The sequence below is a fragment of the Pararhizobium sp. genome (assembly GCF_965279435.1).
Classification (GTDB): domain Bacteria; phylum Pseudomonadota; class Alphaproteobacteria; order Rhizobiales; family Rhizobiaceae; genus Pararhizobium.
Genome location: NZ_CBDIHY010000003.1, coordinates 1,941,622 through 1,964,148, shown reverse-complemented (window position 1 = coordinate 1,964,148; position 22,527 = coordinate 1,941,622). Strand labels below are relative to the sequence as shown.

28 protein-coding genes are annotated in these 22,527 nt (G+C 57.4%); 13 read left to right on the top strand and 15 right to left on the bottom strand.

Annotation, left to right across the window (positions count from 1 at the left end):
* Window positions 1-33 precede the first annotated feature (33 nt).
* From ACQY8Q_RS15055 to ACQY8Q_RS15030, 6 genes are all read right to left on the bottom strand, one after another.
* Entirely contained in the window at window positions 34-1,626 is a 1,593-nt protein-coding gene (locus ACQY8Q_RS15055) for a phage portal protein (protein WP_428427311.1), read from the bottom strand.
* 2 nt (window positions 1,627-1,628) lie between these two features.
* Entirely contained in the window at window positions 1,629-1,874 is a 246-nt protein-coding gene (locus ACQY8Q_RS15050; protein ID WP_428427310.1) for a hypothetical protein, read from the bottom strand.
* A 10-nt stretch (window positions 1,875-1,884) separates the two neighbouring features.
* Window positions 1,885-4,038, bottom strand: a complete 2,154-nt coding sequence (locus ACQY8Q_RS15045) for a terminase gpA endonuclease subunit (RefSeq protein ID WP_428427309.1) — start codon at window positions 4,036-4,038, stop codon at window positions 1,885-1,887.
* Between the two features lies 1 nt (window position 4,039).
* Window positions 4,040-4,675 (bottom strand): hypothetical protein, encoded by a 636-nt coding sequence (locus ACQY8Q_RS15040; RefSeq protein WP_428427308.1) that lies wholly within the window; start codon window positions 4,673-4,675, stop codon window positions 4,040-4,042.
* A gap of 175 nt (window positions 4,676-4,850) precedes the next feature.
* Window positions 4,851-5,171 carry a hypothetical protein gene (locus ACQY8Q_RS15035; protein WP_428427307.1) on the bottom strand — a complete coding sequence of 107 codons (321 nt, stop codon included), beginning with the start codon at window positions 5,169-5,171 and terminating at the stop codon, window positions 4,851-4,853.
* A complete protein-coding gene (locus tag ACQY8Q_RS15030) occupies window positions 5,168-5,494 on the bottom strand; it encodes a hypothetical protein (RefSeq protein WP_428427306.1) in 327 nt (108 codons plus the stop codon). The genes ACQY8Q_RS15035 and ACQY8Q_RS15030 overlap by 4 nt, the downstream gene beginning before the upstream one ends.
* Before the next feature lie 133 nt (window positions 5,495-5,627).
* Here ACQY8Q_RS15030 and ACQY8Q_RS15025 point away from each other — a divergent pair, with 133 nt between their 5' ends.
* The 3 genes from ACQY8Q_RS15025 (at window position 5,628) to ACQY8Q_RS15015 (ending at window position 7,959) form a co-directional block, all read left to right on the top strand.
* Window positions 5,628-6,533: an HNH endonuclease gene (locus tag ACQY8Q_RS15025; protein WP_428427305.1), complete on the top strand. Its 906-nt coding sequence runs from the start codon at window positions 5,628-5,630 to the stop codon at window positions 6,531-6,533.
* A gap of 79 nt (window positions 6,534-6,612) precedes the next feature.
* Window positions 6,613-7,332, top strand: coding sequence for a hypothetical protein (locus ACQY8Q_RS15020; RefSeq protein ID WP_428427304.1), 720 nt, complete (start codon window positions 6,613-6,615; stop codon window positions 7,330-7,332).
* 129 nt (window positions 7,333-7,461) lie between these two features.
* Entirely contained in the window at window positions 7,462-7,959 is a 498-nt protein-coding gene (locus ACQY8Q_RS15015) for a hypothetical protein (RefSeq protein ID WP_428427303.1), read from the top strand.
* 318 nt (window positions 7,960-8,277) lie between these two features.
* Here the strand turns inward: ACQY8Q_RS15015 and ACQY8Q_RS15010 are convergent, their stop codons facing one another.
* Window positions 8,278-9,096, bottom strand: a complete 819-nt coding sequence (locus tag ACQY8Q_RS15010) for a hypothetical protein (protein WP_428427302.1) — start codon at window positions 9,094-9,096, stop codon at window positions 8,278-8,280.
* A 494-nt stretch (window positions 9,097-9,590) separates the two neighbouring features.
* Here ACQY8Q_RS15010 and ACQY8Q_RS15005 point away from each other — a divergent pair, with 494 nt between their 5' ends.
* The gene (locus tag ACQY8Q_RS15005; protein ID WP_428427301.1) at window positions 9,591-10,271 is read left to right on the top strand and encodes a hypothetical protein; all 681 of its coding nucleotides are present in this window, start codon (window positions 9,591-9,593) and stop codon (window positions 10,269-10,271) included.
* A 368-nt stretch (window positions 10,272-10,639) separates the two neighbouring features.
* Here ACQY8Q_RS15005 and ACQY8Q_RS15000 read toward each other — a convergent pair whose 3' ends face one another.
* Genes ACQY8Q_RS15000 through ACQY8Q_RS14990 form a run of 3 tightly spaced genes read right to left on the bottom strand, consistent with a single transcriptional unit; the run spans window position 10,640 to window position 12,976 of the window.
* Complete coding sequence (locus ACQY8Q_RS15000; protein WP_428427300.1) at window positions 10,640-11,407, bottom strand: GIY-YIG nuclease family protein; 768 nt, start codon at window positions 11,405-11,407, stop codon at window positions 10,640-10,642.
* 2 nt (window positions 11,408-11,409) lie between these two features.
* A complete protein-coding gene (locus tag ACQY8Q_RS14995) occupies window positions 11,410-12,558 on the bottom strand; it encodes a DNA cytosine methyltransferase (protein ID WP_428427299.1) in 1,149 nt (382 codons plus the stop codon).
* Window positions 12,545-12,976 carry a very short patch repair endonuclease gene (locus tag ACQY8Q_RS14990; protein ID WP_428427298.1) on the bottom strand — a complete coding sequence of 144 codons (432 nt, stop codon included), beginning with the start codon at window positions 12,974-12,976 and terminating at the stop codon, window positions 12,545-12,547. Before ACQY8Q_RS14990 ends, ACQY8Q_RS14995 begins: the two co-directional genes overlap by 14 nt.
* A 65-nt stretch (window positions 12,977-13,041) precedes the next feature.
* On the opposite strand from ACQY8Q_RS14990, the gene ACQY8Q_RS14985 reads away from it, so the two are divergent.
* Together ACQY8Q_RS14985 and ACQY8Q_RS14980 are read left to right on the top strand one after the other, a co-directional pair.
* Window positions 13,042-13,284 carry a hypothetical protein gene (locus ACQY8Q_RS14985; RefSeq protein WP_428427297.1) on the top strand — a complete coding sequence of 81 codons (243 nt, stop codon included), beginning with the start codon at window positions 13,042-13,044 and terminating at the stop codon, window positions 13,282-13,284.
* On the top strand, window positions 13,281-13,832 hold the full coding sequence (locus ACQY8Q_RS14980; protein WP_428427296.1) for a hypothetical protein: 552 nt from the start codon (window positions 13,281-13,283) through the stop codon (window positions 13,830-13,832). The genes ACQY8Q_RS14985 and ACQY8Q_RS14980 overlap by 4 nt, the downstream gene beginning before the upstream one ends.
* Here the strand turns inward: ACQY8Q_RS14980 and ACQY8Q_RS14975 are convergent.
* The 5 genes from ACQY8Q_RS14975 to ACQY8Q_RS14955 all read right to left on the bottom strand — a co-directional run bounded on the left by ACQY8Q_RS14975 (window position 13,804) and on the right by ACQY8Q_RS14955 (window position 16,761).
* Entirely contained in the window at window positions 13,804-14,298 is a 495-nt protein-coding gene (locus ACQY8Q_RS14975; protein ID WP_428427295.1) for a hypothetical protein, read from the bottom strand. The genes ACQY8Q_RS14980 and ACQY8Q_RS14975 overlap by 29 nt on opposite strands.
* Before the next feature lie 64 nt (window positions 14,299-14,362).
* Window positions 14,363-15,100, bottom strand: a complete 738-nt coding sequence (locus ACQY8Q_RS14970) for a hypothetical protein (protein WP_428427294.1) — start codon at window positions 15,098-15,100, stop codon at window positions 14,363-14,365.
* Between the two features lie 124 nt (window positions 15,101-15,224).
* Entirely contained in the window at window positions 15,225-15,533 is a 309-nt protein-coding gene (locus tag ACQY8Q_RS14965; RefSeq protein WP_428427293.1) for a hypothetical protein, read from the bottom strand.
* The gene (locus ACQY8Q_RS14960) at window positions 15,533-16,198 is read right to left on the bottom strand and encodes a hypothetical protein (protein ID WP_428427292.1); all 666 of its coding nucleotides are present in this window, start codon (window positions 16,196-16,198) and stop codon (window positions 15,533-15,535) included. The genes ACQY8Q_RS14965 and ACQY8Q_RS14960 overlap by 1 nt, the downstream gene beginning before the upstream one ends.
* Before the next feature lie 164 nt (window positions 16,199-16,362).
* Window positions 16,363-16,761, bottom strand: coding sequence for a hypothetical protein (locus ACQY8Q_RS14955; protein ID WP_428427291.1), 399 nt, complete (start codon window positions 16,759-16,761; stop codon window positions 16,363-16,365).
* A 680-nt stretch (window positions 16,762-17,441) separates the two neighbouring features.
* Here ACQY8Q_RS14955 and ACQY8Q_RS14950 point away from each other — a divergent pair.
* From ACQY8Q_RS14950 to ACQY8Q_RS14920, 7 genes are all read left to right on the top strand, one after another.
* Window positions 17,442-18,638, top strand: coding sequence for a hypothetical protein (locus ACQY8Q_RS14950; protein WP_428427290.1), 1,197 nt, complete (start codon window positions 17,442-17,444; stop codon window positions 18,636-18,638).
* Window positions 18,639-19,064: 426 nt separating this feature from the next.
* Complete coding sequence (locus ACQY8Q_RS14945; protein WP_428427289.1) at window positions 19,065-19,895, top strand: metallophosphoesterase; 831 nt, start codon at window positions 19,065-19,067, stop codon at window positions 19,893-19,895.
* Window positions 19,892-20,347: a hypothetical protein gene (locus ACQY8Q_RS14940; protein WP_428427288.1), complete on the top strand. Its 456-nt coding sequence runs from the start codon at window positions 19,892-19,894 to the stop codon at window positions 20,345-20,347. Before ACQY8Q_RS14945 ends, ACQY8Q_RS14940 begins: the two co-directional genes overlap by 4 nt.
* A complete protein-coding gene (locus ACQY8Q_RS14935) occupies window positions 20,340-20,801 on the top strand; it encodes a hypothetical protein (protein WP_428427287.1) in 462 nt (153 codons plus the stop codon). The genes ACQY8Q_RS14940 and ACQY8Q_RS14935 overlap by 8 nt, the downstream gene beginning before the upstream one ends.
* A gap of 30 nt (window positions 20,802-20,831) precedes the next feature.
* Entirely contained in the window at window positions 20,832-21,149 is a 318-nt protein-coding gene (locus ACQY8Q_RS14930) for a hypothetical protein (protein WP_428427286.1), read from the top strand.
* Entirely contained in the window at window positions 21,136-21,660 is a 525-nt protein-coding gene (locus ACQY8Q_RS14925) for a hypothetical protein (RefSeq protein WP_428427285.1), read from the top strand. Before ACQY8Q_RS14930 ends, ACQY8Q_RS14925 begins: the two co-directional genes overlap by 14 nt.
* 75 nt (window positions 21,661-21,735) lie before the next feature.
* The gene (locus ACQY8Q_RS14920; RefSeq protein ID WP_428427284.1) at window positions 21,736-22,461 is read left to right on the top strand and encodes a hypothetical protein; all 726 of its coding nucleotides are present in this window, start codon (window positions 21,736-21,738) and stop codon (window positions 22,459-22,461) included.
* Window positions 22,462-22,527: the final 66 nt, after the last annotated feature.

Below are 22,527 nucleotides of genomic sequence, written 5' to 3'. Positions count from 1 at the left end.
GAATCCTTGCCGACGATCACCGGCAAGGACAGGTCAGGCAGCCTCCGCTTCGCCCATCTTCATGAGCGCATCCATTACGGCCTGTTGCACGAGCACCTTCAGCGCCGCAGATTCGGGTGTCTCAGCCATGGCGGCCTGACCGTCGTACACGGGATAGGCGACGCGAAGGGTCTCGGCGCGGATGCCGTCCTTGGCGTTCTCGAGATCGATCTCTTCGATGTCGTAGCCCATCTCTGCGGCCACCTTGGACCGCGACGTGAAGCCGTTCTGGACGGCGCTGATGAAAGCATTGACCTCTTGGAGCGGGTGGATGTGCCCGCGTGCTGGCGGCATCCACTCAACACGCATGTATTCCTCCGGACGAGCGCCTTCCGGCGGTGTCCAGCGTCCGGCGAGGATGGCAGCCGAGACGAAACGTTTCCACACTGGCGAGCAGAACTGCTGAATCATCATGTGATGCTGTACGGACAGCACGAAACGACCGACTTCGAGCATCATGGCGCGATAGACGCGGTCGTTGATGCCCGCGAAATCATTCGTGATCGTCTCGACGCACAGGCCAAGGCAGACCGCGACCTCGCTCATGTTGAAACGAGCAAAGGCGGCATAGTTGGCATCGGTCGCAGGCTGTGCCGGGAACTCAACTTTGTAGCCCTCAGGCACTTCGACTGCGCCTCCGGCAGGCACGGTCTGGAAGACGAGGTCGTCGCCGTCGTCCTCGGTGCCCTGGAAGGCGGCGCCCTCTTCGTCGAGGGGCTTGCTGTAGAATACGGTAAATTTCGCCTGGTGCTGCTTCTTGATCAACTCGGAACTATTGTAGTCCTTGAGCTGCTCGATGACATCCAAGACCGGAGCACCCCACGGCACGCCACGTTCCGATGTCGGCGACTCTGGAATGAAAAGATGCAGGATGTCTTCAGCCGGAACGGGCTGTGGCAGGATCGCTGTCATCGTCCCACGCCAGTCTTTCGGGTGATACGGATACAGCCAGTACGATGTCACGCGCTCGATGCTGTTGCGCTCGACCCCGTCCACAATCCAGTTGCCGATCGGCGACTGTTTCGTCCAACCTAGCGGCAGGTGGTCGGCTTGCATGATCTGCAACTGCAGGGGAACACCGGACAGCATGTCACCGTCGAGACGATCACGCATGCGGAACAGTACTTCGCCATCGGTGGCTACCGTCTCACAGCCCTGCCACATGAGACTATAGAAATCATACCGTCCGCGAGCGTCGGCTTCCTCCGACCAGACCTTGAACAGGGCTTTGAGATCGGGATACGGGATGATCGGCGTGATGCCATAGGCGACGATGTTGTTCGCAGTGGCGCGCATGCCGTTGCGGTAGAATCCGTTGTTGGCTTTCATGTACCTGGACGCGCGGCGCAGGGCTTCGATCTCGCCGTTCGAACCATTCGGGCCTACATCCGTGACCGGCTGCCGACGGAGCGTGAGGTCGGCTGCCTTGTAAAAGGTGCGGGCGATCGACTGCGATGTCGAAAACAGGTTGTCGAACATGCCGCGGACACCGCCACGGCGTTGCTTGCGTGTAGGAACTGATGGAGGGGCGGACGGGGGCATGGTGATAACGGCGCGGGTCTGGGTGGGTGTGGATTTCGCGGCCATGATTATGCTCCCCTCGATACGAGGCCGAGGAAACGCATGCCGTTGCGACGAGGCTTACGGCCGTCGAGTTCGGCGATGCGGGCGGAGAGTAGCCGGACGAGGGCTTTGGCTTCAGCTTGGGTGATGGGTGTCGAACTGCCACCGGCATACGACACAGACGCGACCGCAGTCAGGATCTGCTTCTCGATCGACTTGCGTTCCTTTCGGAGCTCGGCGATCGTCCAGTCTTCAAAGTAAATTACGTCCATCGTTCCCTCGTCACCCGTAGCTGACGATACCGCCCCTACGCCGTTTCTTCGTTGGCCTGGCACCCCCGCCTGATGGAGCCGCCACCGGCTCCAGACGCTGTGCCGCGGCTGTTGGTTTGTTCACTCGTTGCTCCTTTTTCAGCACTGCAGCCGGGTTCGGAACATCGTCGACTGCCGCGTCGATGGAGGCCATGGCTGAAAGATCGGGACCGGCATAAGGCTCGTCCTGAATCTCGCCGGTGACTGGATCGTGCGGCACAAGACTGATTCCGAGCTTCTTCCCTGCAAGATTCAAGTCGCGCCAACGGAGGTATGAGATCTTCAGACCCTGCAGTGCGGCATAGCAGTAGACGAAGGTGTCCCACTCTTCAGACGACCTGCCGCCCTTCGGGTGATCCCAGTGATACGAGCCGTTTTTCTGCTTGAATGGACGCTCGCAGAACAGGCGATCGAAGTAGCCGTCCGGCAATGACATCGGGAAACGTGGCCCACCTGGGCCTTTGACAAGAAGCTTCCTTGCGATGGCATCCTTCGCGAGCTGGGTGCAGATCATGTACCAGGCATCAAGCGAATTCTTCGCGTTCTTCGACACCTTCTTTGGCCAGATCGTGTTTGCTCGCTTGCCCTTCTGGGGATAGGCCCGGCCTTTGATGACCCAGACGTTCATGGATTTCGGATAGCGTTGTGCCTCGGTCTTCACCTGATCCGGGAAGTGGCCACCCATGTCGCAGACCGTCGCCTGGATAAACATCTTGGTGCCGTCCCGCTTGGTGTACGGGCGGCGGATGATCTCATCGAACTGACGACGCGCCTCAGGATCGCTGGGCTCGCCGAGAACGGTGTAGTACGCGATGACAGCAGGCATCTCCTTCTCGTTCCAGCCGATGATCTGGCATTCACGAGATGCGATCTTCTCGAGGTCGGAGCCTTCCTTGTTGGTCTGCATGTCCCAGGCGCTGGTCAGGACGAGGATGTCATCTGGAACCTCGGCCGCGTACAGCACCTGCTGTGAATCCGTGGTGCTGGCATCGAAACCAAGATGGGTCAGGTCATCCCACGGCTCCGCCATCACGTTGTTCACGAAAACCTTCCGGGCTTCTGGATCGCCGCGTGCGTTCACGTCCTGCTGCGCAAGGATCATCCATCGAGCCTTGGGTGCCATGGAGTGCCAGGCAGGCCAGTGATACCCCCGATGTCCGGGGCGGTTGGGAGACATGTTCTGGGCGATGAATTCACCACCCTCGACCATGTCCTCCTTATGATCTTCGTCGATCCTGCAGTGATCGGGTCCCTCGCACATGTAATAGCAGTCGGTCACCGTGCCGCCCTTGTCGGTGGTGTACTTGAATCCATACGGGCTGTTTCGGTCTCCCCACTTCATGTACTGCGGAAACTGGCAATGGGGGCATTTCACGAACAGGCGGCGCTGATCGGAGCGTGTCCACTCCCGCCAGATGATCGAAGTGTCGCGAACGAGTGGTGTGGATCCCAGCCACAGGATAGAATCGTAGAACGCCGTACCGCGAGCACGGTACAGTTCAATCTTGTCGCCTTGGGATGCTGTCAGAAGAGCCGCCCAGCCATCGGCATCCACTTCGTCGCCGAATAGCCACTTGGCGCGGATACGACGGAACGCATCGTCGGCAGCCGCGCCGCGCATGAACAGGCCGGAGCCGTTCGCAAAACGGTGTTCCTTCCACGTGTCCTGCACTTCGCCTCGACCGGGATTGCGCATGATGGCCATCATGGGTTTCACGTCACGGAAACGCGGCTCCAGCTCGTCGTTGTAGTACCCTTGTGCGTCCCCGATGGTCGGTTGCGCGACGATGCACTTGATCGCTAGATATGCGAGTGCGTAGAGGATCATCGCCTTGATGAAAGATGAGTATCCGACCTGTACGCCCTTGAGGATCGTGATCTGATCGACGTCACCTGACATGGCATCCATGGCTACCGGCCGTTGATAGCCGTTGAACATCATCCATCCGACACGGTTACTGTCTTGCGTCTTCAAGCGGATGCTCTCGAAGACCCATTCAACAGGGCTTTTCCATGCGGGGAGCTGCAGAACCTCGTTGCGGAGACTATCGATGGCAGCGCGGAACTCAGCCTCGCCGTCGGCGATGGCCTTCTCGAAGTCTACGACAGCATTAGGAGAAAGCATGTCACTCTCCAGCCGGAGGCGGAGGAACGACATTCTCGATCTTCAACGACTCAAGCACCGTCCTGATCTGCTCGTCGGCAATCTTCCGCACTCGGGGTGCTATCTTCGCGTCGACCCTTCCGGCGATAGCGTCAGGCACGAGCTCCAGACCACTTCGAATCTCCGAAAGCAGGTTCGATACGCATTCATATACCGGCCTCCACCTAACGAACGAGCGGAGCGACTCCTCGGCTTCCTTTTCATCCAAGTGCATGAGCGCAACCTGGCGGCGGCGCTTCGCTTCTTCGATCGAGGTCGAGCCGTCGACGGTCGATCCAAACTTCTCAGCCGTGACGGTTGCGCTACGTTCCTCGAGCCACTTGACGATCTCGCTTAGATCGAGCTGCCACGGCAGACCAAGTTTCTTGTCGCCCTTCGTCACATAAGGACAACCGTTATCGAGCCATTTCTCGACAGTGCCGCGTGACCGATTGAGCAAGGCGGACGCATGCTTGACTGAGACTAGGCGGATCTTCGCGGCTTCACGCTTGGTGATCGGTGCAGACCCGTCGTCGTCAGGAAATTCGTGGGGTGCCAGCTCATCGACGTCAATTTGAGCACCCCCCAACAGAGGATCTGGATTTTTTTTTGTGGCCATGAATACGAAACTCCCAACGATTACAGGGATCATTGGGAGCGCGTGCCGTGCAAGTTTCTATAATTTTCGGAGGGGGTGCTGATGCTTGCGGTGAAATAAAATTTTTGTAACGAGAGATGGGGTGCCGTCGCGAATTACCCCCACTGCGATTTATTTCCCAGGGTCCCCGGCATTGTCATGCCGCATCTACCTTCCTGATCTTCGCCCAGAACTTAGGGTCAGTCCGATAAGCGCGCTCGGCGATGCCGGACTTGCCGATCTCCAGATATAGGCTGAAGGTCGAGGCCATCAAAAGCATCAGGTATAGCGTGCGTAAATCGGTGATTGCCGTCTTGCCAAGAGCGAGATCGCTGAATGAGCCGTGGCCCAGCAGAACGTCGTTAGACAGGATGACGAAAAACAGCATCCAGGCTGTGCGCCACAAGACGAAACAGGTCAGCACAATATAGGCATAGACGGTGTACGTAAGGTTGAGACGGAGCTTTTTGTGGGTCATGACCTTGCCTCCCCATGATAGAACACGGTCAGAAGCGACCTCATCTTCGAATGTTCGTAAAGGAGGTCCGTCATCACCCGGTCGTATTCGAAGAACTCGCGGGCCTTGTAGATAGCGGAGGAAGCAAAGCTGTCATCTTCTGTTGAGCCTGGTGCCGATGTAACGGTGGAGGTCCATTCAGACCACCTCGGGATGGTCGACACGATTGGCTCAAAAGACCAACAATCGGGGCCAAACTGAATGAAACTGCGCCGACGCTGGCGAGCACGCTCACGAACGCTGACGCGTTTGGCTTTCATCTGTGGCTGTGGTCTGTAACCCATGGTCATCCTCCTCGCGTCCAAGGACAATGATGTGTGCCGGCGACGCACCGTGCAACTAGCCGGTAGCTTTCATGAAGGTCTCGCTTTCCAACGACGAATAGGGATACAAACGTCTAGGTTGATGGAGGGGTCAATGCAGCTTTCTGAATACGATTATGGCAAGTATGAAACACATCCGAAGATTTCTTCTCCAGGTAAATGCATCTACTGTTACCGGGTATTTCCACCAGAAAAGCTGACTGACGAGCATGTCATTCCGTATGCTCTCGGCGCGAACACAATGATTTTCCTAAAATCTTGCTGTGAGGAATGCCAAGGGAAGATCAACCCATACGAACAATCAGTATTGAAGCATCAACTTGGCGTGTTTCGAGCACAGGTCGAAGCGCCGAGCCGAAACAAAAAAGATCGACCTACTGACGCGAACATCCAATTCTTTGAAGTTGATGAGTCGATGACGCTGGTTAGAGATCTCGGTCATAGGATCATACCTCTCGCTGACGCTCCGCTGATGTTCAATCTCTGGCAGTCTCCACCACCTCGAATCCTTGAGGAAACGGTTATCCGTCCCAGCAAGCCCTGGACTTTCGTTGAAAAAGAAGTTGCAGTGCCACTGTGCCGGAAGATTGCCGACGAGACAGGTTCTCTTCATGTCGCTATGAAGGTAGGCGACGTAAATAGACTCAACTATCTGCGTTCACTTGCGAAGACCGCACATGCCTTCACGGCTGCCAAGGTTGGTCTTGATGCCTTTGAGCCATGCCTGAGTGACATCATCCTGAATCGCTCAGACGACGTCGATATGTACGTCGGTGATATTCCCGGCATTGGGCCGTTCGAGACCCACCTCGCGCAAACGATGCAGATATCCCTTGGCGGAATACCGGACGGCCCAGCGGAAGGCTATATGGTTGTCCGTATCCAGCTTTATCCGAGCTTAGGCAGTCCAGAGCATTTGATCGTGGTCGGCAGACCTTTAAAGGACATAGCCGCTCTGTTTCCTGATCCAGCCGAAATCTCGCCAACGGCTACCGACTGAATCACATCGGGCATCGTGCAAAAGCGCTACAAGGACAAAGAGGGCCACAAAGGTCACTGAATTCCTTAGGGAGGCCGACATGAGCACTGGCGCGACAGCCAACAGCAAACCGAAACTGGCCATGGAGCCTGCAGACGGCAACTTGATCATCGACACCAACGACCTTCTGGTGGGAGACATCCTGCTGTATCGCCCTAGGGATCCGAAGATTTTTCAGCGCGGGATTTCGAAGGCGACGGACAGTCCCTACACCCACGCAGCCATCTACATCGGTGATGGATTCACCGCGGACTCAAACTTCAAGCCAGGAGTAAGAAAAAATCCGCTTTCCGATCTCCTGGTTACAGCCAAATACGTTGCCGTGCTGAGAAGTCAGGCGGTCTTCGGTCAAGGTCGAAAGCAGGCGCTACAGGACTTTGTCGATGACGTCGTCAGGAACAACAAGTTCTACAACATCCTGAGCTTGTCGAACTTCATCGGCTCCCAGGATGATCATTTCGCAAACCAGCTACAGTACATTGCCGAAAACTACGGAAAATCGTCATCCAACGACGAGCTGGCGATTCAGCGCTTCATCTGCTCAGCATTCGTTGTTGCCTGCTACACCGCTGTAGGGATCATCGATAAGACCGCCCAAGTAGCCTACACGCCGGAATATTTCTCGCCAGGTCACCTTGCGGCGGATCCGACGTTTGGCTGGCTTCTGGGATATCTCGTCCCCCACGGTGAGACAGTGCCAGATGACGATCCGTGCAGGTCGTCTGCCGCTTGGAAGGATACCGGGTCGAGGTGGTGGTAGCCTGACGCGTAATCGTGGACGCGGCCAAATGGGACGCATAGTGGAATAGTCCTAATTTGCGCTATCGTGCTATTGCGTACTCTATCGCCCTCTGTTACTACGACAGCAAGAGACAACTTGGTGTGTCCATTGCAACCGATTTCGATCCACTTTCCGGCAGACCTCTTCATCGATCTCGCCAAGCGCGTGAAAGGCGACCCGAGCGAATTTATCGAGGCTCTCGTCCGGCGGCATCTAGCCAAGCTTGATGAAGTGGTTGTGGACACCAGGACATTCGACAAGGTCACGAACAAGGAGTTTAGCGATGGAGATCCTAGCGGAGGCATGGAATGGTCGCCGCTATGGCTTCCTAACGGCTCCGACTTGCGCATGCGATATCGCCGGAAGACGTTCCTCGCCAAAGTCAGGTTTGACGCAATCCACTACGAAAGCGTCGAGTACCATTCGGTCAGCCAGTGGGTACGCCACGTTGCTCGCGGAACGGCACGGAACGCATGGCACGATGTTTGGGTGAAGTTTCCGGATGGAGACGATTTTGTATATGCCGATACCCTACGACAGCCGTCACGCGGCGGGATGCCCAGTGCACTCGACCTGCCGTTCGATGACGACGACAAGAAAGAATAAAGGGGCCTCCACTGGAAGCCCCTGAACAGATGGGAATGACGACCTCGAGACTGCAAATCAGATGTCGTCGATCCCTAGGATGCACTCAAACGAAAGGAGAGATCATGAACTGGCAATTCAGCATCAGAAGAGTCTGATAGCAGCCACGGCCTAGACGTACGTTACAAGAGTGGCTGTCGCACGGCTTCAAGAGCTTGCGACAGTCCCGACCATTATAAGGGTGTCGATGTAACCTGTCTATACCGCCGCTGCCCCGCGCAGAACGCAAATCGGCCGCCGGGTTTAAGCGGCGGCCGTGGAATGTGTTGGCCTGAAAGATCAGTAGCCCCTAGTGAGAGCTTTCAGGAAATTCCGGAGCCCTTCGTCTCCGGTCGACACTGAAGCCGATCCGTCGCCCAGCTTGATCGTGTAGATGGTGGCATGATCTTGTTCGGCGACCTCCGGCAGGGGCGGAAGTCCGATAGCCGCGGCGCGCGCCCGGTCGCGTTCATTCTCTGCATCCACCTCGTCAACATCAACTCCGAAATCCGCAGTCACACGTTGGCGAGAAGGGCTGCCCTGTCGAATGCCTGAGAAGGCCTTCGACAACGAGGCGAAGAACGGGGTCAGCTCGATGTTCGGAGTAGTCTCGTCTGGCTGTTCGACAGCGGCTGCCGAGTGGATCCAGCCGTGTACGTGATGCCAGACCGGGGTAGGCTTGGCGATTACCGCGTCGATACGGCCGTCATCCTCAGTAAGGCGGCTGGCAACGTCGAGTTCCGTGAGGAACATGTTTGCAACGATAGTCCGGCGGCGCGCTTCCTCGACTGAAATGATGTCTTGGTCGTCGACCCCGGCATTGGTGGTCACGACCACCTCCCCATCGACTGACTGGATGTCGTATCCTGCAGGAAGGGTCACGAAGCTAGAGACAAAGACATTCTGCTTCGCGAGCTCGCGCATCTCGTCCGCTGCTTTCAGCGCGCCTTCAAGGTAGGTAATTGCGTCGAGGCCAATGTTCGGAAACGCAACAAGCAGCTTATGCACGTTCTTGAAGTCGCGGTCGGTGACCCAGTCATAGTTCTTGCTCGCGTTCCCGCGCATTACCCGGCTGTACGAATTGAACAACTCTCCGATCGTTTCGAAATTCTCCGACATCTCATCCTCCTCGATTGTGTCCGAAGATGATTGTGTGCGTCGGCGGCGCGTGGCGCAAACGCCGGCCGTTTTCCGGTGTCGTCGTCCGAAGTTGCAAACGTTTGCAAGTTTGTCGTTTCGTTCGTGCAACCTGTTGCACCGCTGTCGTTGATTACATTCGTTTGTCGTTTCGACAGCGTTTGTCGAAAATCCGATTATCAACCATTATTCGATTCGTATTAAATCACCCATTATGTGGATAATATCCACGTAGTGCGTAGGATATTTCCTATGCGTTTCGTATCAACGTTTGTCCACCGTCGTTTGTCGTCGGTCGTTCATTCGTTCGTATCACCGTAACATGCAGTATTTGCAGTGCGTACAGCCGTTGTCGAATCGTAGCCGCGTCGTTGTCGTGTCGTCTCCGTGTCCAGCATGCATAAGGGATTTTTCCCGTTTAGTCTAACGGAGCACGGGATAACTTCGCTCACGTGTGAGACGCATGAGGTTTGCTATTGCGCTGGGGGAAGAGATCTGATTTAAAGATCCGCATGATCGACAAGGTTAACGATTCCACCGCCGAACACGAGCTGCTCCGCAAGATTGGGCGGCTGAGGCAGAAGCGTGCCGACCTGCAGAGCGAGATCAACTACATCTCGATCCAGCTCGAAAGCTATGAAGATGCCGCGAAAATGGTCTACGGCCAGGCGCAGTTCAACGCTTTCATGTCTGCTCTGATGGGTGAGACGGTGCCTTCGAAAACACCGTCATACGGCCCGCAGCCGCAGACAAAGGTTCAGAAGCGCAAGAGGTCGATCTCGGTCAACTGGGCTGTCATGCTGATGAGCCTGAAGGAAATGCCGACTTTCGGGTACCCGGAGATCGTCTCCGTATCCGACTTGAAAGACCTAGGGATCACCATCGCGGCCGCCCGGTCGCAGATGAAGACTTATATCGACACCAAGCTGGTCGAACGTGTCGGCGACGGAAAATTCTCCGTGACCGATCATGGTCATCAGGTTGCGATGGAAGCGTTGAACAAACTGGCCGCCGACACCTCTAAGTTGGATCCAGAACAGCAATCGGATGCCGTCAAGCGATACGGAAAGCTTTTCGACGACCTACTCGGCGAAGACGACGATGTGAATCCTAACGAGGTGGAAACCACCGAGAAAGCATCGGACGTATTCGGATAATTCGGCCTTAGGGCTGAAACGAAAAGAGGCCCCGTAAGGGACCTCTCAAACTGGAAGGGCAAGCCGCTACGAACGGCCCAACCTTCTAAAAACATAACCCGCGTCGTGCTGGCGCATATGAGAAAGGACAGATCATGGCTTGGCATCGCCGGACCATAATATCGGTGTCCGCCTAACGGCGGCTCCGCCTGACCCCTTCCAGAAGGGTTAAGGATGCGCGTCGCATGGTCTCCAAAACCTTGCGACGCGCTGCATTACCTTATGAGGTAACTTTCCACGTGTCCAGAGCGCGGCCTCAAAGATGGAGCCGTTCGGCTCCTCGGGTACGTCGACCTGCCTGTCGACGGCAACGCACACGCCGGCGGATTTCAGGATCGGCCTATGACAACGCCCGCGCTATATTCACGATTTTCGCGATACATGATTATACGGCCTGGTAAAGCAGTGGCCTGCCAGCCTGGGGGAAGAACGGACAGCACGGCATTGAAGACCTGACGGGTAGTCGATGGCTTGGTCTCAAAGGTCGGCACAATGGCATGCACCAGATCCGGGTGGGGCTTTCGGATCTTGCCTGCCTCGCCTTCAGCGCGAAGCGTAAACGGCAACTCAGCACGCAACGCTTCAAGGACTCGTGCTGCAGACACGCCGCCGTCCGTCTTGATGTCGACGGGATGATCGAGGTCGATGGGATATTGGGCGTCAAAGCCTGCGGCCTTCAGCTCCGTCTGGTCTCGATTACGTCCGGGATCGTTAGATCCGAAGCCTGAAAAATTCCACCAGACTTGGCCAGAATGCTCAGCATAGTGTCTGATCAAGAGCTTTTCGAGATCCAGCGCAGTGAAGACGTACACGCGCGCCGCCTTGAACTGCACATCCGACGCTTTTAGGTTCTGCCTGTGTTGGATCGTCCATGCGTGTTTCCGCAGGCGGCCTCTCAGACCGGAGTCGGCATCCGTCTTACCGACGTAGACCACCTGACCGCCGACGAGAAGCTGGTAGACACCTTGTTCGTCCGGCACCTTCTGTGTGTTCTCGTGAATGAGGGATGCCGGTTCCATCTTCGCGAACTCGTCGACAAGGCTTTTTAGCAAGGCCGAAGGCAGGTCAAATTCAAACTCGACGTAGCCCTCTGCCAATTTCAGACCCCTAGCTGCGCGGCGACACTGCGTCCGACGACGGCTGCCAGTTCCACGGGAACGGCATTGCCGAGCTGCCGCATGGTTTCGGTCCAGCTCCCATGGAAAACATAGTCATCGGGGAACGTCTGCAGGCGCGCGCTCTCACGGACAGTGAAATACCTCACCGACCCATCAGGACGACGAAGCATGTTCTCCCCGCCTGGCACGCCATGAACTCCAGCCTTCAAGGTCTTGGCAGGCTCATGAAGGGGGCTGCCAGTGTGGCCTTTATAGGAGCGTGCACCGGCTTGGAGACGGTGGTTGTGATAGATTTCGTCGGTGGGCATTTTCTTAGTCGGATCAGGCAGACCCACCAGCGCGTCGGCTACTGTCCGCCACGGCAACTCGTCCGGCATCGACATTTCTTTAAGCCTAGTGCTCGCAACTACGTCAGGGCGGTTCTTCTTCGCGACCCGGTGCCGCTCCCAGTATTCACCGTTAACCTGGTCCCACAGCAGGGATTCGCGAGAATGGGTCTCTTGGGGAAAATGGAATGATTTACCGAGGTCTTCACGAATCCCAATAAAGAACACGCGCTCGCGCTTCTGAGGGATGCCGTAGTTGGCCGCATTGAGGAGTTGTGTCACGACTCGGTAATTGAGTCCTTCACGGCTACCGCTGGTGTGGTGCTGTTCGAGCCGCGAAAGATGATCATGCCAGGATTCGTCGGTCGCCTTGACGATATCCGGGTGCGTCAACTGCAGGCGGATATACTCAAAATAATTGCGGAAGGACGCGCGCGTGAGTCCTTTGACGTTCTCGAAAATGAATGCCTGTGGCGACGACTGCCGGACAGCGCGGATCGCCTGAGGGAACATATCGCGCGCGTCATCATAGGCCGCATGCTTGCCACCCATCGAGAAAGGCTGGCATGGAGGGCCGCCTGATACGAGTCCGATCTTCTCCTTGAAGACGCTGAAATCGACGTCGCGCACATCGCCATGCTTGACCTTCCAGCCCTTCACAGCCTGCATGCCCAAGCGTTGGTTTTCCCGGATGGTATCGACGCAATAGTCGTCCCACTCGATCACGCTGGCAGGCTTGAATCCTGCTGAGTGCAATCCGAGTCCTAAACCACCAGCACCTGCGAACAACTCAATCGATCTCATCACACAGGTATTTCCGTATTCTATCGCGCAGGACTGGCAAGTTGGTTTTTGCCAGCTCGCATTCCCAGACGATCATTTCATCCCACCCCAGCGCGTCTAATCGGGCACTGTTATCAGCATCGCGTTCGACGTTTCGTTCAAGCTTTGGCAGCCAGAAGTCAAGTCTCGACTTCGGCAGGCGCGCCAGCTTGCACGACGAATCATCGTGTCGATGCCAAAAGCAACCGTGCACGAAAATTACTTTTTTACGATTACCAAAAACGATATCTGGCTTGCCAGGCACATCTTTTCGATGAAGGCGATACCGAAATCCCATAGCGTGAATAAGCCGGCGGACAACAAGTTCCGGCTTTGAATCCTTGCTGCGGATCCGGGACATGCGCTCGGAGCGCTCGGATGGATTCAATGTGTCGGTCATCCGGCTGGCTTTACCCGTTCGAAACGATAGTGTCACAGTCAGGGATTCACATAAGGCGACGCGACATGAAGCAAAAGATCTCATCGGCGACGAAGAAAGTTTCAGCGGCCGCGAGGGCGAGACCTTCGGAAACCCGGTGGTCGCTGATCGGAGGGGCAGCAGGCGCTGTTCTCGGTCTTATGGTCGGCGGTGTCGGGATCGCGGCCATGGGCGGCGGCGCGGGCGTACCTGCTGCTGTCATCCTTGCCGTCGTAGGCGGCGTGATAGGCAACCGGTACGGGATTTCGAAGGATCGTCCTGTTCCATGACGGAAGGTTTCTTCAGCACGGAGGCAGGTGGATACGCCAGTATCGCAAAGCAATTTCTTGAAGGTGCTCTCGTTCTAAGCGAGGCGCAGCGCGACCGAGGCAAAATTTTGTTCCGTCCGACGCTCGCACTTGCCGGGCAAGGACTGGAGGTATTGCTCAAGGCATGCATGTCCTTGAATCGCGAAGCACCGAAGACAAAAGGTCGGGATGGGCACGACATCGTCGGCATGTGGAATTTGGATGTATGCGAGCCGGTGCGTGGACATGTGCTTGCGAATGCTGTCAGGGTTGCCGCAGAGAGCCGCCAGGATGTCGGGTACCTCGTTGTCCCTGCCGAGGACGAGGTGCTCCCACTTATTCAGGAATATGTGCGCACGCTTGGTGAGCTTCACGGCGGCGGCGGATTTCCACTAAGATACCCATCTGCCGCCCATACGCAGGCACCAAGGACACCGTTCTTGGTTCAAGCACTTTGGACAACGGCAGATGACTTCGTGAAGCGTCCAGGTGATTTTGAACTTAAGCGATTTCGCGGTCAGACAACCTGATTACATTGTCGGCCGTCACCTCGAAGATGGCATCGATCGTCACGATGCATCTGCGAGCGTCTTCCAGCTCGGTCAAAGGCTGCGGAGCGTCATCGCACCTGACCCAGTCCTTGATGTGATCGAACCATTCGTATCGGTCGGGGTGGTGCTCCTCGGCGAGCAGATCGAAAAACCAATCAACCCCATCCCTCAGCTCTTTCAGCCGACGGCGGTCGACCTGGACAGCTCCGTTATTGATCCGGATCGTGTCGCGACGTTGCGAGTGAAACAACACGTTGGTCAGGCACCAGTAGACATCCGAGTTCTCAGGAATGTCCTGAATTTGGAATCTGTAAACGCCGTCCCACGTCTTCATCAGATGCTTGATGTCAGCTTCGGAGCCGATGGTCACCCATACTCTGTGGTGGGCGCTGGGCATGCGGGTGACGGTGATATCGTCGATAGTCCATGACTGCTGTGTCTGCATGATAATTCCTCCTGTGTTAGAAGAATCTTGTGTGCCGGCGACGCGTGATGCAAACAGCCGGCAGCTATTTTGACTTGCCGACGGCGCGCGCCAATTCTGCGGCGAAGATGGCGGTCAGATCCTGTTTGGATACGGACTTCGTCACCACACCGTCCCAGTCGAAAGACGGTTCGTGCACGGCCTCGTCGGCGAAGCGTGTGAGCAGGGTTAGGTTCATCTGCCAGTTGTCGGGGTCGGGACGCTCCCAGTAGCCCCTGATGCCGTTCACTTCGGCGAAGAATGTTCCGGGCTCGCCCTTGCCCTGTACGTTCCACTCGAAGGCGGTCGCATCCTTGCCAGCCGACGACATCTTCTCGCGCTTATCCCTCAGCCGTGTTCGCTTGATCCGCTCGGCTTTGGCGGCCTTGGCTGTGCGTTTGAGGAATCCACGTTTGACGTTGCCCTGTTCCGTTGTCTCGGCACCTTCGACCATAATGTCGTACTGCCCGGCACCTGGATCGCCTGCACGCCTCACACCGCCGTCGATGATGTACCGCAGGTATCTGGCTTGGTTCGGCAGAATCTTCACTGCGGAGGCCATGTTAACGGTCGTCGGCATGGCGCGGTCGACGACGAAGCCGCGGCGCGTGAAAGCAGTCGGGCCGCCCTCGATCGTGTCGTCGGCGTGCTTGAGGAGAGCCTTGCGGACGTTGAATGCAATCGTGTTCAGCGTGCCTGCCTGCGCACGCGGCAGCAGCTTGCGTTCCAGGTCGTTGATCTGTGCGACGAGACCGCGAAGATTGAATTCAAATCCGTCAGACATCAGAACCTCCATAAAGAAAAGTACCCCCGGCGAGCGGGGACGCTCAGCGCAGGGGTAAGGTGAAGGTGTCGAAATGTGAAATCGACCTCATCATGGTGTGCTGTCGATTCCGTCGGCGCAAGTGTCATGTGCATTCCTTGCTGGACGATCGGCTGATTTCTGACCGGCGCGCGCGACATAGATCAGAGAGTGCTGCCGACGGCGCCCGGTCGCAGACGTAGTCGTCGATCGCGGACTGCAAGACGAGAAGCTCCAGCGACATCGTCGAAAGGCGATCAGTCGGCTTGAGCTGGCTCTTGTCGTACTGGTCGATCTCGAAAACACTTTCGAGGCCGTAGTAGACCTGGGCGACGGACGAGCGCAGGACGTGCGGGTCTACAGGGTCACCGCCGAGATATGAAAGGATCGCTTGGCGCGGGGTCAGGTCGGTCATCAGTGACCTCCTGCAGTGAGACGAGACTCAACGTTGTTCAGGCGCGTACCCATGGCCGACTGCTGGCTCGAAAGAGTAGTAAGCAGCGTCCAGATGTCATCGATCTGATCCTGCAGCTCTTCGACCTTCGCGGGTAGCTCGGTGTTGCGCAACGCGTTGACGGATGTCTGAACGTCCGCAATCCTGGCTACGATCGTCTTCGCAGGAGTCGGGGTCATCGTCGCGGCTGTGCCCCATACGCTCTGCGCCAAAGACCAGCTCTTGCCACGGAGCGCGGCCGTATAGCCGTCGGCGGCCGTCCCGACGATGTCGTCAGCCAGACGACGGGTTGGATTGCTGTTGTTCCACCGGGTGTCGCCGACGCTGAAAATCCAGTTGTAAAGAGGCTTGTTGCTCAACGCTGTCGGAACTGCCGTGTCTTCTGACATGATGCAGTAGTGCAAGGACGTGCCGAGCGTCTCGTAGACAGAGGTCGTCGTCCAGGGATCTTCGGTCAGTGCCGAATTGTCATAACGCAACACATTCCGCCAGAGCTTTTTGATCAGGTCCGTGAGACCGTCGCCTCCCCCGCCTTCGCTGGGCTTGTCTTTGAGATACGCGTACGCGTCCTCGACCCACGAGAGCCGGGCTGCCACCGTCGACATGTCGGCCGATTTATCTGTCATCTGACGGCCACCGGCTTTGCGCGCCTATCCTTTTTCTTGATTAGGATCGGCGAGACAGGCTTGGGGGCATCGGGCTTAGGCGTGGGTTTTTCGGTCATGCGTCATCATCCGTTTCTCAAAAATGATGACGCATCATGCGTGCAAGATTCCAGCGCCGGCGGTTTTCAGTCTTTGGTATTAGCGATGGACGACGCTTGTCGACTGTACCGACGAGCGAGCCTCAGAACGTCGCGCTCCGCCTGTCCATCACGAGACACGTCAGACACCGACATCTGCGCCAGCCGATGTCCTGCCGAGCTGTCGGCCTTGCTGTACCCCCGGCCGTTTATGTTTCTGGCATGGTCTTCGTCCTCGCGGGCAACGGCACGGAGAACTTCAAGCGCCGCGGCGAGACGTTCCCTGCTGTCGAGTTTCGCCCGGAACTGAGGCCACGCCCATGGCGACAGTGGCAGCGGCAGGGTGCCGGGTAGCTCATGTTCCAGTTCGATGGTGTACTGCCGGGATGACGCGGCAAGGCGGTCGAGCAGCGGCCTTTTCGGGAGCGGGGCAAGGATGTATTTCATGTCGACACTCCCGATGGCACGTCACTAAGTGACTGCGAAATCCCCGATTCAATCGTGTGAAGTAATGGGAGGAGTAACCTCCCCAGCCGCATCCCGATAGTGCCTCTTAGGCCGGAGCCGTTTTGCAAGCTTGAGGGTAGCCTCATCTTCGGTCGAGCCGGAAGCTACTAGAGTCTTGGTCGCCTCCTTGGAGATCGTCTCAAGAAGATGAAACCGGGGATCGTCCTGGGACATCTGCCCGGCCTTGATCCTGGCCCGGAGCCACCGGAAAGCTGTCGCCGTAGCCGCCGCAACAGCGACGTCGACTTTTGAGGCTTCCGGCCGACCTGCTTCCTGCAGACGCGCACGGTACCTGGCCTGCCGCTTCTGCTTGCTGACCAACCTCGGAACATTGCTCTTCGCTCTCGGCATGACACCCTCCCATTTCCTACCCGTCACTACGTGACGCTGACCTCCCGTCACTACGTGACACCCTAGATTCGGCCACCGGCGTGAATCCCACAAGCCTCTGAAAAATAAAAGTTAGTTGACCCCACGAGTGAGCACGGGGGCTGACGCGACGGCTGGCGACTTCCTTCCGGCAGGCTGCCTTGCCGCGTGCTCGGCCGACGCAAACGATGATGATGGAAGACCCAAGAAGAGGTCTCCGAAACCTTCATTCTTTGCCGCCGGGGACCAACATGCACGAACGTAAACACCATTCCGTAGACGAAAATCGCGACCGTCCGCTGTCCTTCAAATGGCGCGTCGATGGAGCCGCGCTCCGTGAGCTGGTCGATCTTCCTCCCGTCAAGAATGAGCGCATCGGAAGAGCAATGGAATCGGCTGTGGCGCATGCCATCCTGTCCGCGCGCGAAGATCCTACCAAGCGGACATCGTACTCACGCCGACGCGACTGGTATGCGGGCATGGAACGCTACAACGGTGACGGCTACACCTTCACGACCGTTGTTCCCGCGATCGATGCTCTGGTTGATGCCGAAATCTTTGTCGAACCTGACCGCCGCCCACCAGGCACAGCATCCACCGGTGTGCAGTCTAGCTTCCTGCCAGCAGCGTGGCTCGCCGAGCTGAAGGTACCCAAGATCAAGCGGGTGCCCGGTGAGCTGATCCGACTGAAGGACAAGAACGGCATCCTGCAGAACTACCGCGACACTCAGCGCACTTCTGATGAGAGGAAGCTCCTCGTGAAGGCTAACGCTGTCATCGCGAAGACCGACATCCGCCTCGACGCTCCTGGTGGTGTCGTTGACGGCGAGGCCATCCGGTTCGACGCTCATACGGTCTATCCGGACATGATCGAGATGTACCGCGTCTACAACGGCGGCTGGACTTCCGGAGGACGTTACTACGGCGGCTGGTGGCAGTCCGTGCGATCAGAAGATCGGCAGCACTTCATTCTCGACGGCGAGCAGACAGTTGAGATCGACTACGAGCAGCTCCACCCACGTCTGCTGTACGCACTTGCCGGAAAGCACCTGGACGGCGATGCCTACACGCTCGACGGCTGGGAGAGAAAACTGTGCAAGCGCGCTTTCAACATCCTGATCAACGCCACCGGCTACCATCAAGCACTTGGTGCAATCCTCCCATATGTCGACGGCTGCGACGTGACGGCCAGAGAACTCATCGCCGACATCAAGAATAAGCACACGGCGATTAAGGACTACATCCACTCCGGCGCGGGGCTACGGCTTCAGAACATGGACTCGGAGATGTGCAGGTACGTCCTGGCACAGATGACCGTCAGACACGGCATCCCAGTCCTTCCCGTGCACGACTCGTTCATCGTACCTCAGTCGGCCAAAGACATGCTGATAACGGTCATGAAAGAGGCATTCGAACGTGAGAGTGGACTGCAACAGATACGGCAATAAGATCATGAACTTAACATGTTTCTGTCCCACATACGGAACCCTCCTCTTCTCCCTGCCTGCCCCCCTACCTCCGGCCGCCACCTTCTGAGTCAGAATCTGATTCCAGAATCTTATACGTCGGAATCAGATTCTGGAATCCATCCTCACACTCTGCATGACTGTCTCTTCCCCCTTCCAACTGAAACTCTTTCTTCCTACCGTTGGGAACCAACGCCAACCTGACGACCTATACAGCCACGTCGACGGCAGCACTCTATTAGATCTGTTTTCCGATAGTGCAGATCACGGGCTCCAATCCTACCAAGGACCGTCTACAACGTATCCAGCAACGAGAGACCACCGACATGAGCGCACTGCGAATAGCCCAACCGATAGCCTGACCCCCCGACCGGGTCGCTTCCGATTGTTCTGTTCCAGGAGTCCTGCATGTCCTTCACCGCGAAATACTACACCGCTGATCTGCACCTCGGCCACGCTTCCATCCTTCGCTCCTGCGCCGCCACAAGGCCGTTCAGCACCACAGAGGAGATGGATGCCGTCATCATCGACAACATCAACGCACGCGCCCGTCAGGACGACCTGCTGTACATCCTTGGCGACTTCACGCAGTCGCGGAACTCGGAGTACGTGGAGCATCTGTTCCATTCGATCCGCGCTCGCAAGGTCTTGATCCTGGGCAACCACGACGTAGACAACCGCGGCGAGGTTAAGACAGTCATTGCAGGCCTCCCATGGGATCGACCACCTTCCGATACGCTGGAAACTAAAGACGGCGGCAAGCGGGTCTGGCTGTCTCACTACGCCCATCGTTCTTGGCCAGCGATGCATCACGGCTCGTACCACCTGTACGGCCACTCACACGGCAACCTGCCTGGCTACAGCCGCAGCCGCGACGTGGGGATCGACTGCCCGGATACGAAGCTTGCCCCAATGACATTCGCGGAACTGATCGCCAACATGCCAACCGATTCCGAAGCCGACTGGCATTCGCACCTCGTCCGCCACTACGGCCGTCGCGTCCCAGCCGTTGGCAGTATCCTTGTGCCTGACGGCATGCGCGACCTGATTGAGGAGTTCTACGCCCGGCTCGCCGTGCTGCTCCCCGACGAACGCCTGTGTCACGTCAAAGACATCGACGCGGATTTCGGCCGGTTGCGTATCGGCTTGTACCTGTCGTGGTCGCTGGCACCGGACGTAGTCGCGCAGGCTCACGCGATCGTCGACGAAATTCAGGAACGCTCGGGAGATCTGGCATGAAGATGTTGTACGACACACGCGACGCTCGCTACGAATCCATCGTCCGCAAGCATGCCGACCGCCTGCCAGAATATGGACACCCGATGGTCCGTGCTGGATGGTATCCGCTCGTCGAGGCGATGCTGAATCAGGTCGCACGTGATCACCCGACCGTCATCTTCAGCCGGATCCAGGCGGGCGGGGGCTGGCTGCATGTGGACATCGACAACGGAAGTCGTCCTTTCGATCCCATCCGTGATCACCGACTGTCCCGCCTCATTCAGAATTTTGTCACCCTGTCTCTTTCGACTTGCGAAGAGTGCGGCAGCCACCACGGTCGTCACGTCGATGCGACCGCCCACGGATGCGGCACCTCGATGAACCGGACGTTGTGCGAGGAGTGCGTTCCTGTTTTTGCGGATCTGGCCGTTACCGCACTCGGCCGTCCGAAGAAGGAATCCTGCAATGCGTGATGATCTGCACGAACTTGTATGTGACGCGGCTTTCCGGCATGCCGATCTTCTCCATGACGCAGGCCTGACCAGTATTGTAGGGCCTCCGGATGAGATCGCAGAAGCCATTGGCCGCATCCTCATCCGACAGGTCGGCATGCCGTTCCGACGTGGCCGTGCGATCCTGACTGCGCTGTCGCCTGACGGCTATCTTCTGCCGCCGCCCGAGTTCCGTTTCTGCCGACTGCACCCGCCACCGCCGCGGCGAGAAGACGCGCCGGAGCTTGATCCATGGAGCGCGACGCTCTGGCAGTCCGGCCGCGTCCCGGCGGTGTGGCAGATCGGCGGCATCCTGAGATATCCCGGAGGCTACGAAGAGCGGAGATGGTTCAGGCTCCTCCACATCGACGTCGGCCAGGGCTGGGCGCGAACGGCTGAGGGTTGGCTCAGGCTCGGCGAGAGGATGCATTCGTGATGTCGACGATAACCGACGGAGGGACGATCAATGTCTGAGATTTCCGACAAGTTGAAACAAAGGGTGGCGGAGACGATTGCCCGGATGGATCGCAGCGACATGATCGTCGCGAACGTGAAAGGGAGCCGTATGCCTGAGGCCTTCGACGATTTCGCGGCGCTTTACGATGGCACGCACGACGAGCTGATGCACGATGTCATGCGTGCTGTCAGATGTGGACTCAAGGTGGGTGATCTTCAACGGCATGATGTCGTCGAGTATCTTGCGACGCATCTGCCGCGAGGCTTGCGCGTCCGGGCCGCCCGCTACTGCGAAATCCAGGAGAAATTCGGCGATGAGAGACACTGACGAAAGACTCCGGACGAGCGTCGCTGGCTACGTCCAGAAACACGACGACGATGTCTTCGACGAGATCTCGGCCGAAGACTGGATCCGGGCCGATGTGGAATCGTGGGAAATAGTGTCACCCAGTCGGCGCGCCGAGCTGATCGCAGAGGGTGTACGGATGGTGCATGCAGCAGTGGAAGTCGATAGGGTGACAGACTACGACCTCAGTCGGATCGGCGCGCAGAAGTTGGGCAAATTCTTGGTCGATGTCGCTGACCTCCAGAGGGATGCAGACGCGCTCGATAGCCGTAGTCGTGACCTGTTGCATACTTATGCCGGACATCTTGTCGATGCGGCGCAAGGGTCGCTCGTCAAAGAGGAATATCTCCGCGGCTACGTGTCAGGCGAGGTCGCCGGCTGGCCGGATGTTGAAGTCCTGCCGACTGGTGATCGATATTGGCTCGAGGCCTGGCTAATGAAGATGATCGAGGCGGAATACAAACGCGTCCGGCGAAAACAGGGGCACCCGTAGGATTCATCAATTTATGTTTTGACGTCGTTAAACAGACGCCGTTTAAGAGGGCACATCATTATTTCGGGAGACCCTATGACTGATGCTCCGACCACCGTCATCGACCTAAGGCCATTTAGCGCCCGAGAGAAGAATTTGAACGCCCTCGGCCGAGATCCTCGCGACGACGAAGCCGACGCTGCGGCGTTCGATGCACTTGTTCGAGCGACAATGCGGCCGGGTGATGACGACGTGCCCGATGACGACGGGACGATCCCGATCTGGATGCGTGAGATGTCGGTGATGGAAGACACTATCGCCGAGTTCGAGACGGCCGCCGCTAGACAGGCGCAGACTCACGATGATCTTGTGGCTGCCCTCAACGACCTCCGCGAGATCACCTCGACGCGGACGGAGCGCGTTCTCCACGATGATGAGCAGCTCACTGTCGCGGAAGCATGTTGTCTGCCGGAACTCGGCGGCCGTCTCTATGAAGATGGAAACGGAGTGGCAGGAAGACACGTTCGGGCGAAAGCGCTCTACGACGAAATCGAGGCCGGCAGGCTCCGGCGTGTACCGCCCATGATGAACGGCAAGTTTTTCGTCTCCCGGCGCACTATCAAAGAATGGATGACAACAGAATGGCACGTAGAAGAGAAGCCCCGCATCTCATCTGGGTTAAACCCAAAGTCGACAAGGTCACAGGCAAACTCAGGTCGCGCGGCTACTGGGCCATCGCAGACGGCGAGAAAAGACTTAGCACGGGATTCGGCCTTGAGTTTCGTGCAGACGCTGAGAAAGCCAGGCACGACTACGAAGTAAAACTGTATGCAAGCCGCTCGGTTTCTGCGGTCATAAATGAACGAGGAAAGGGTCCGCGCGATGTAC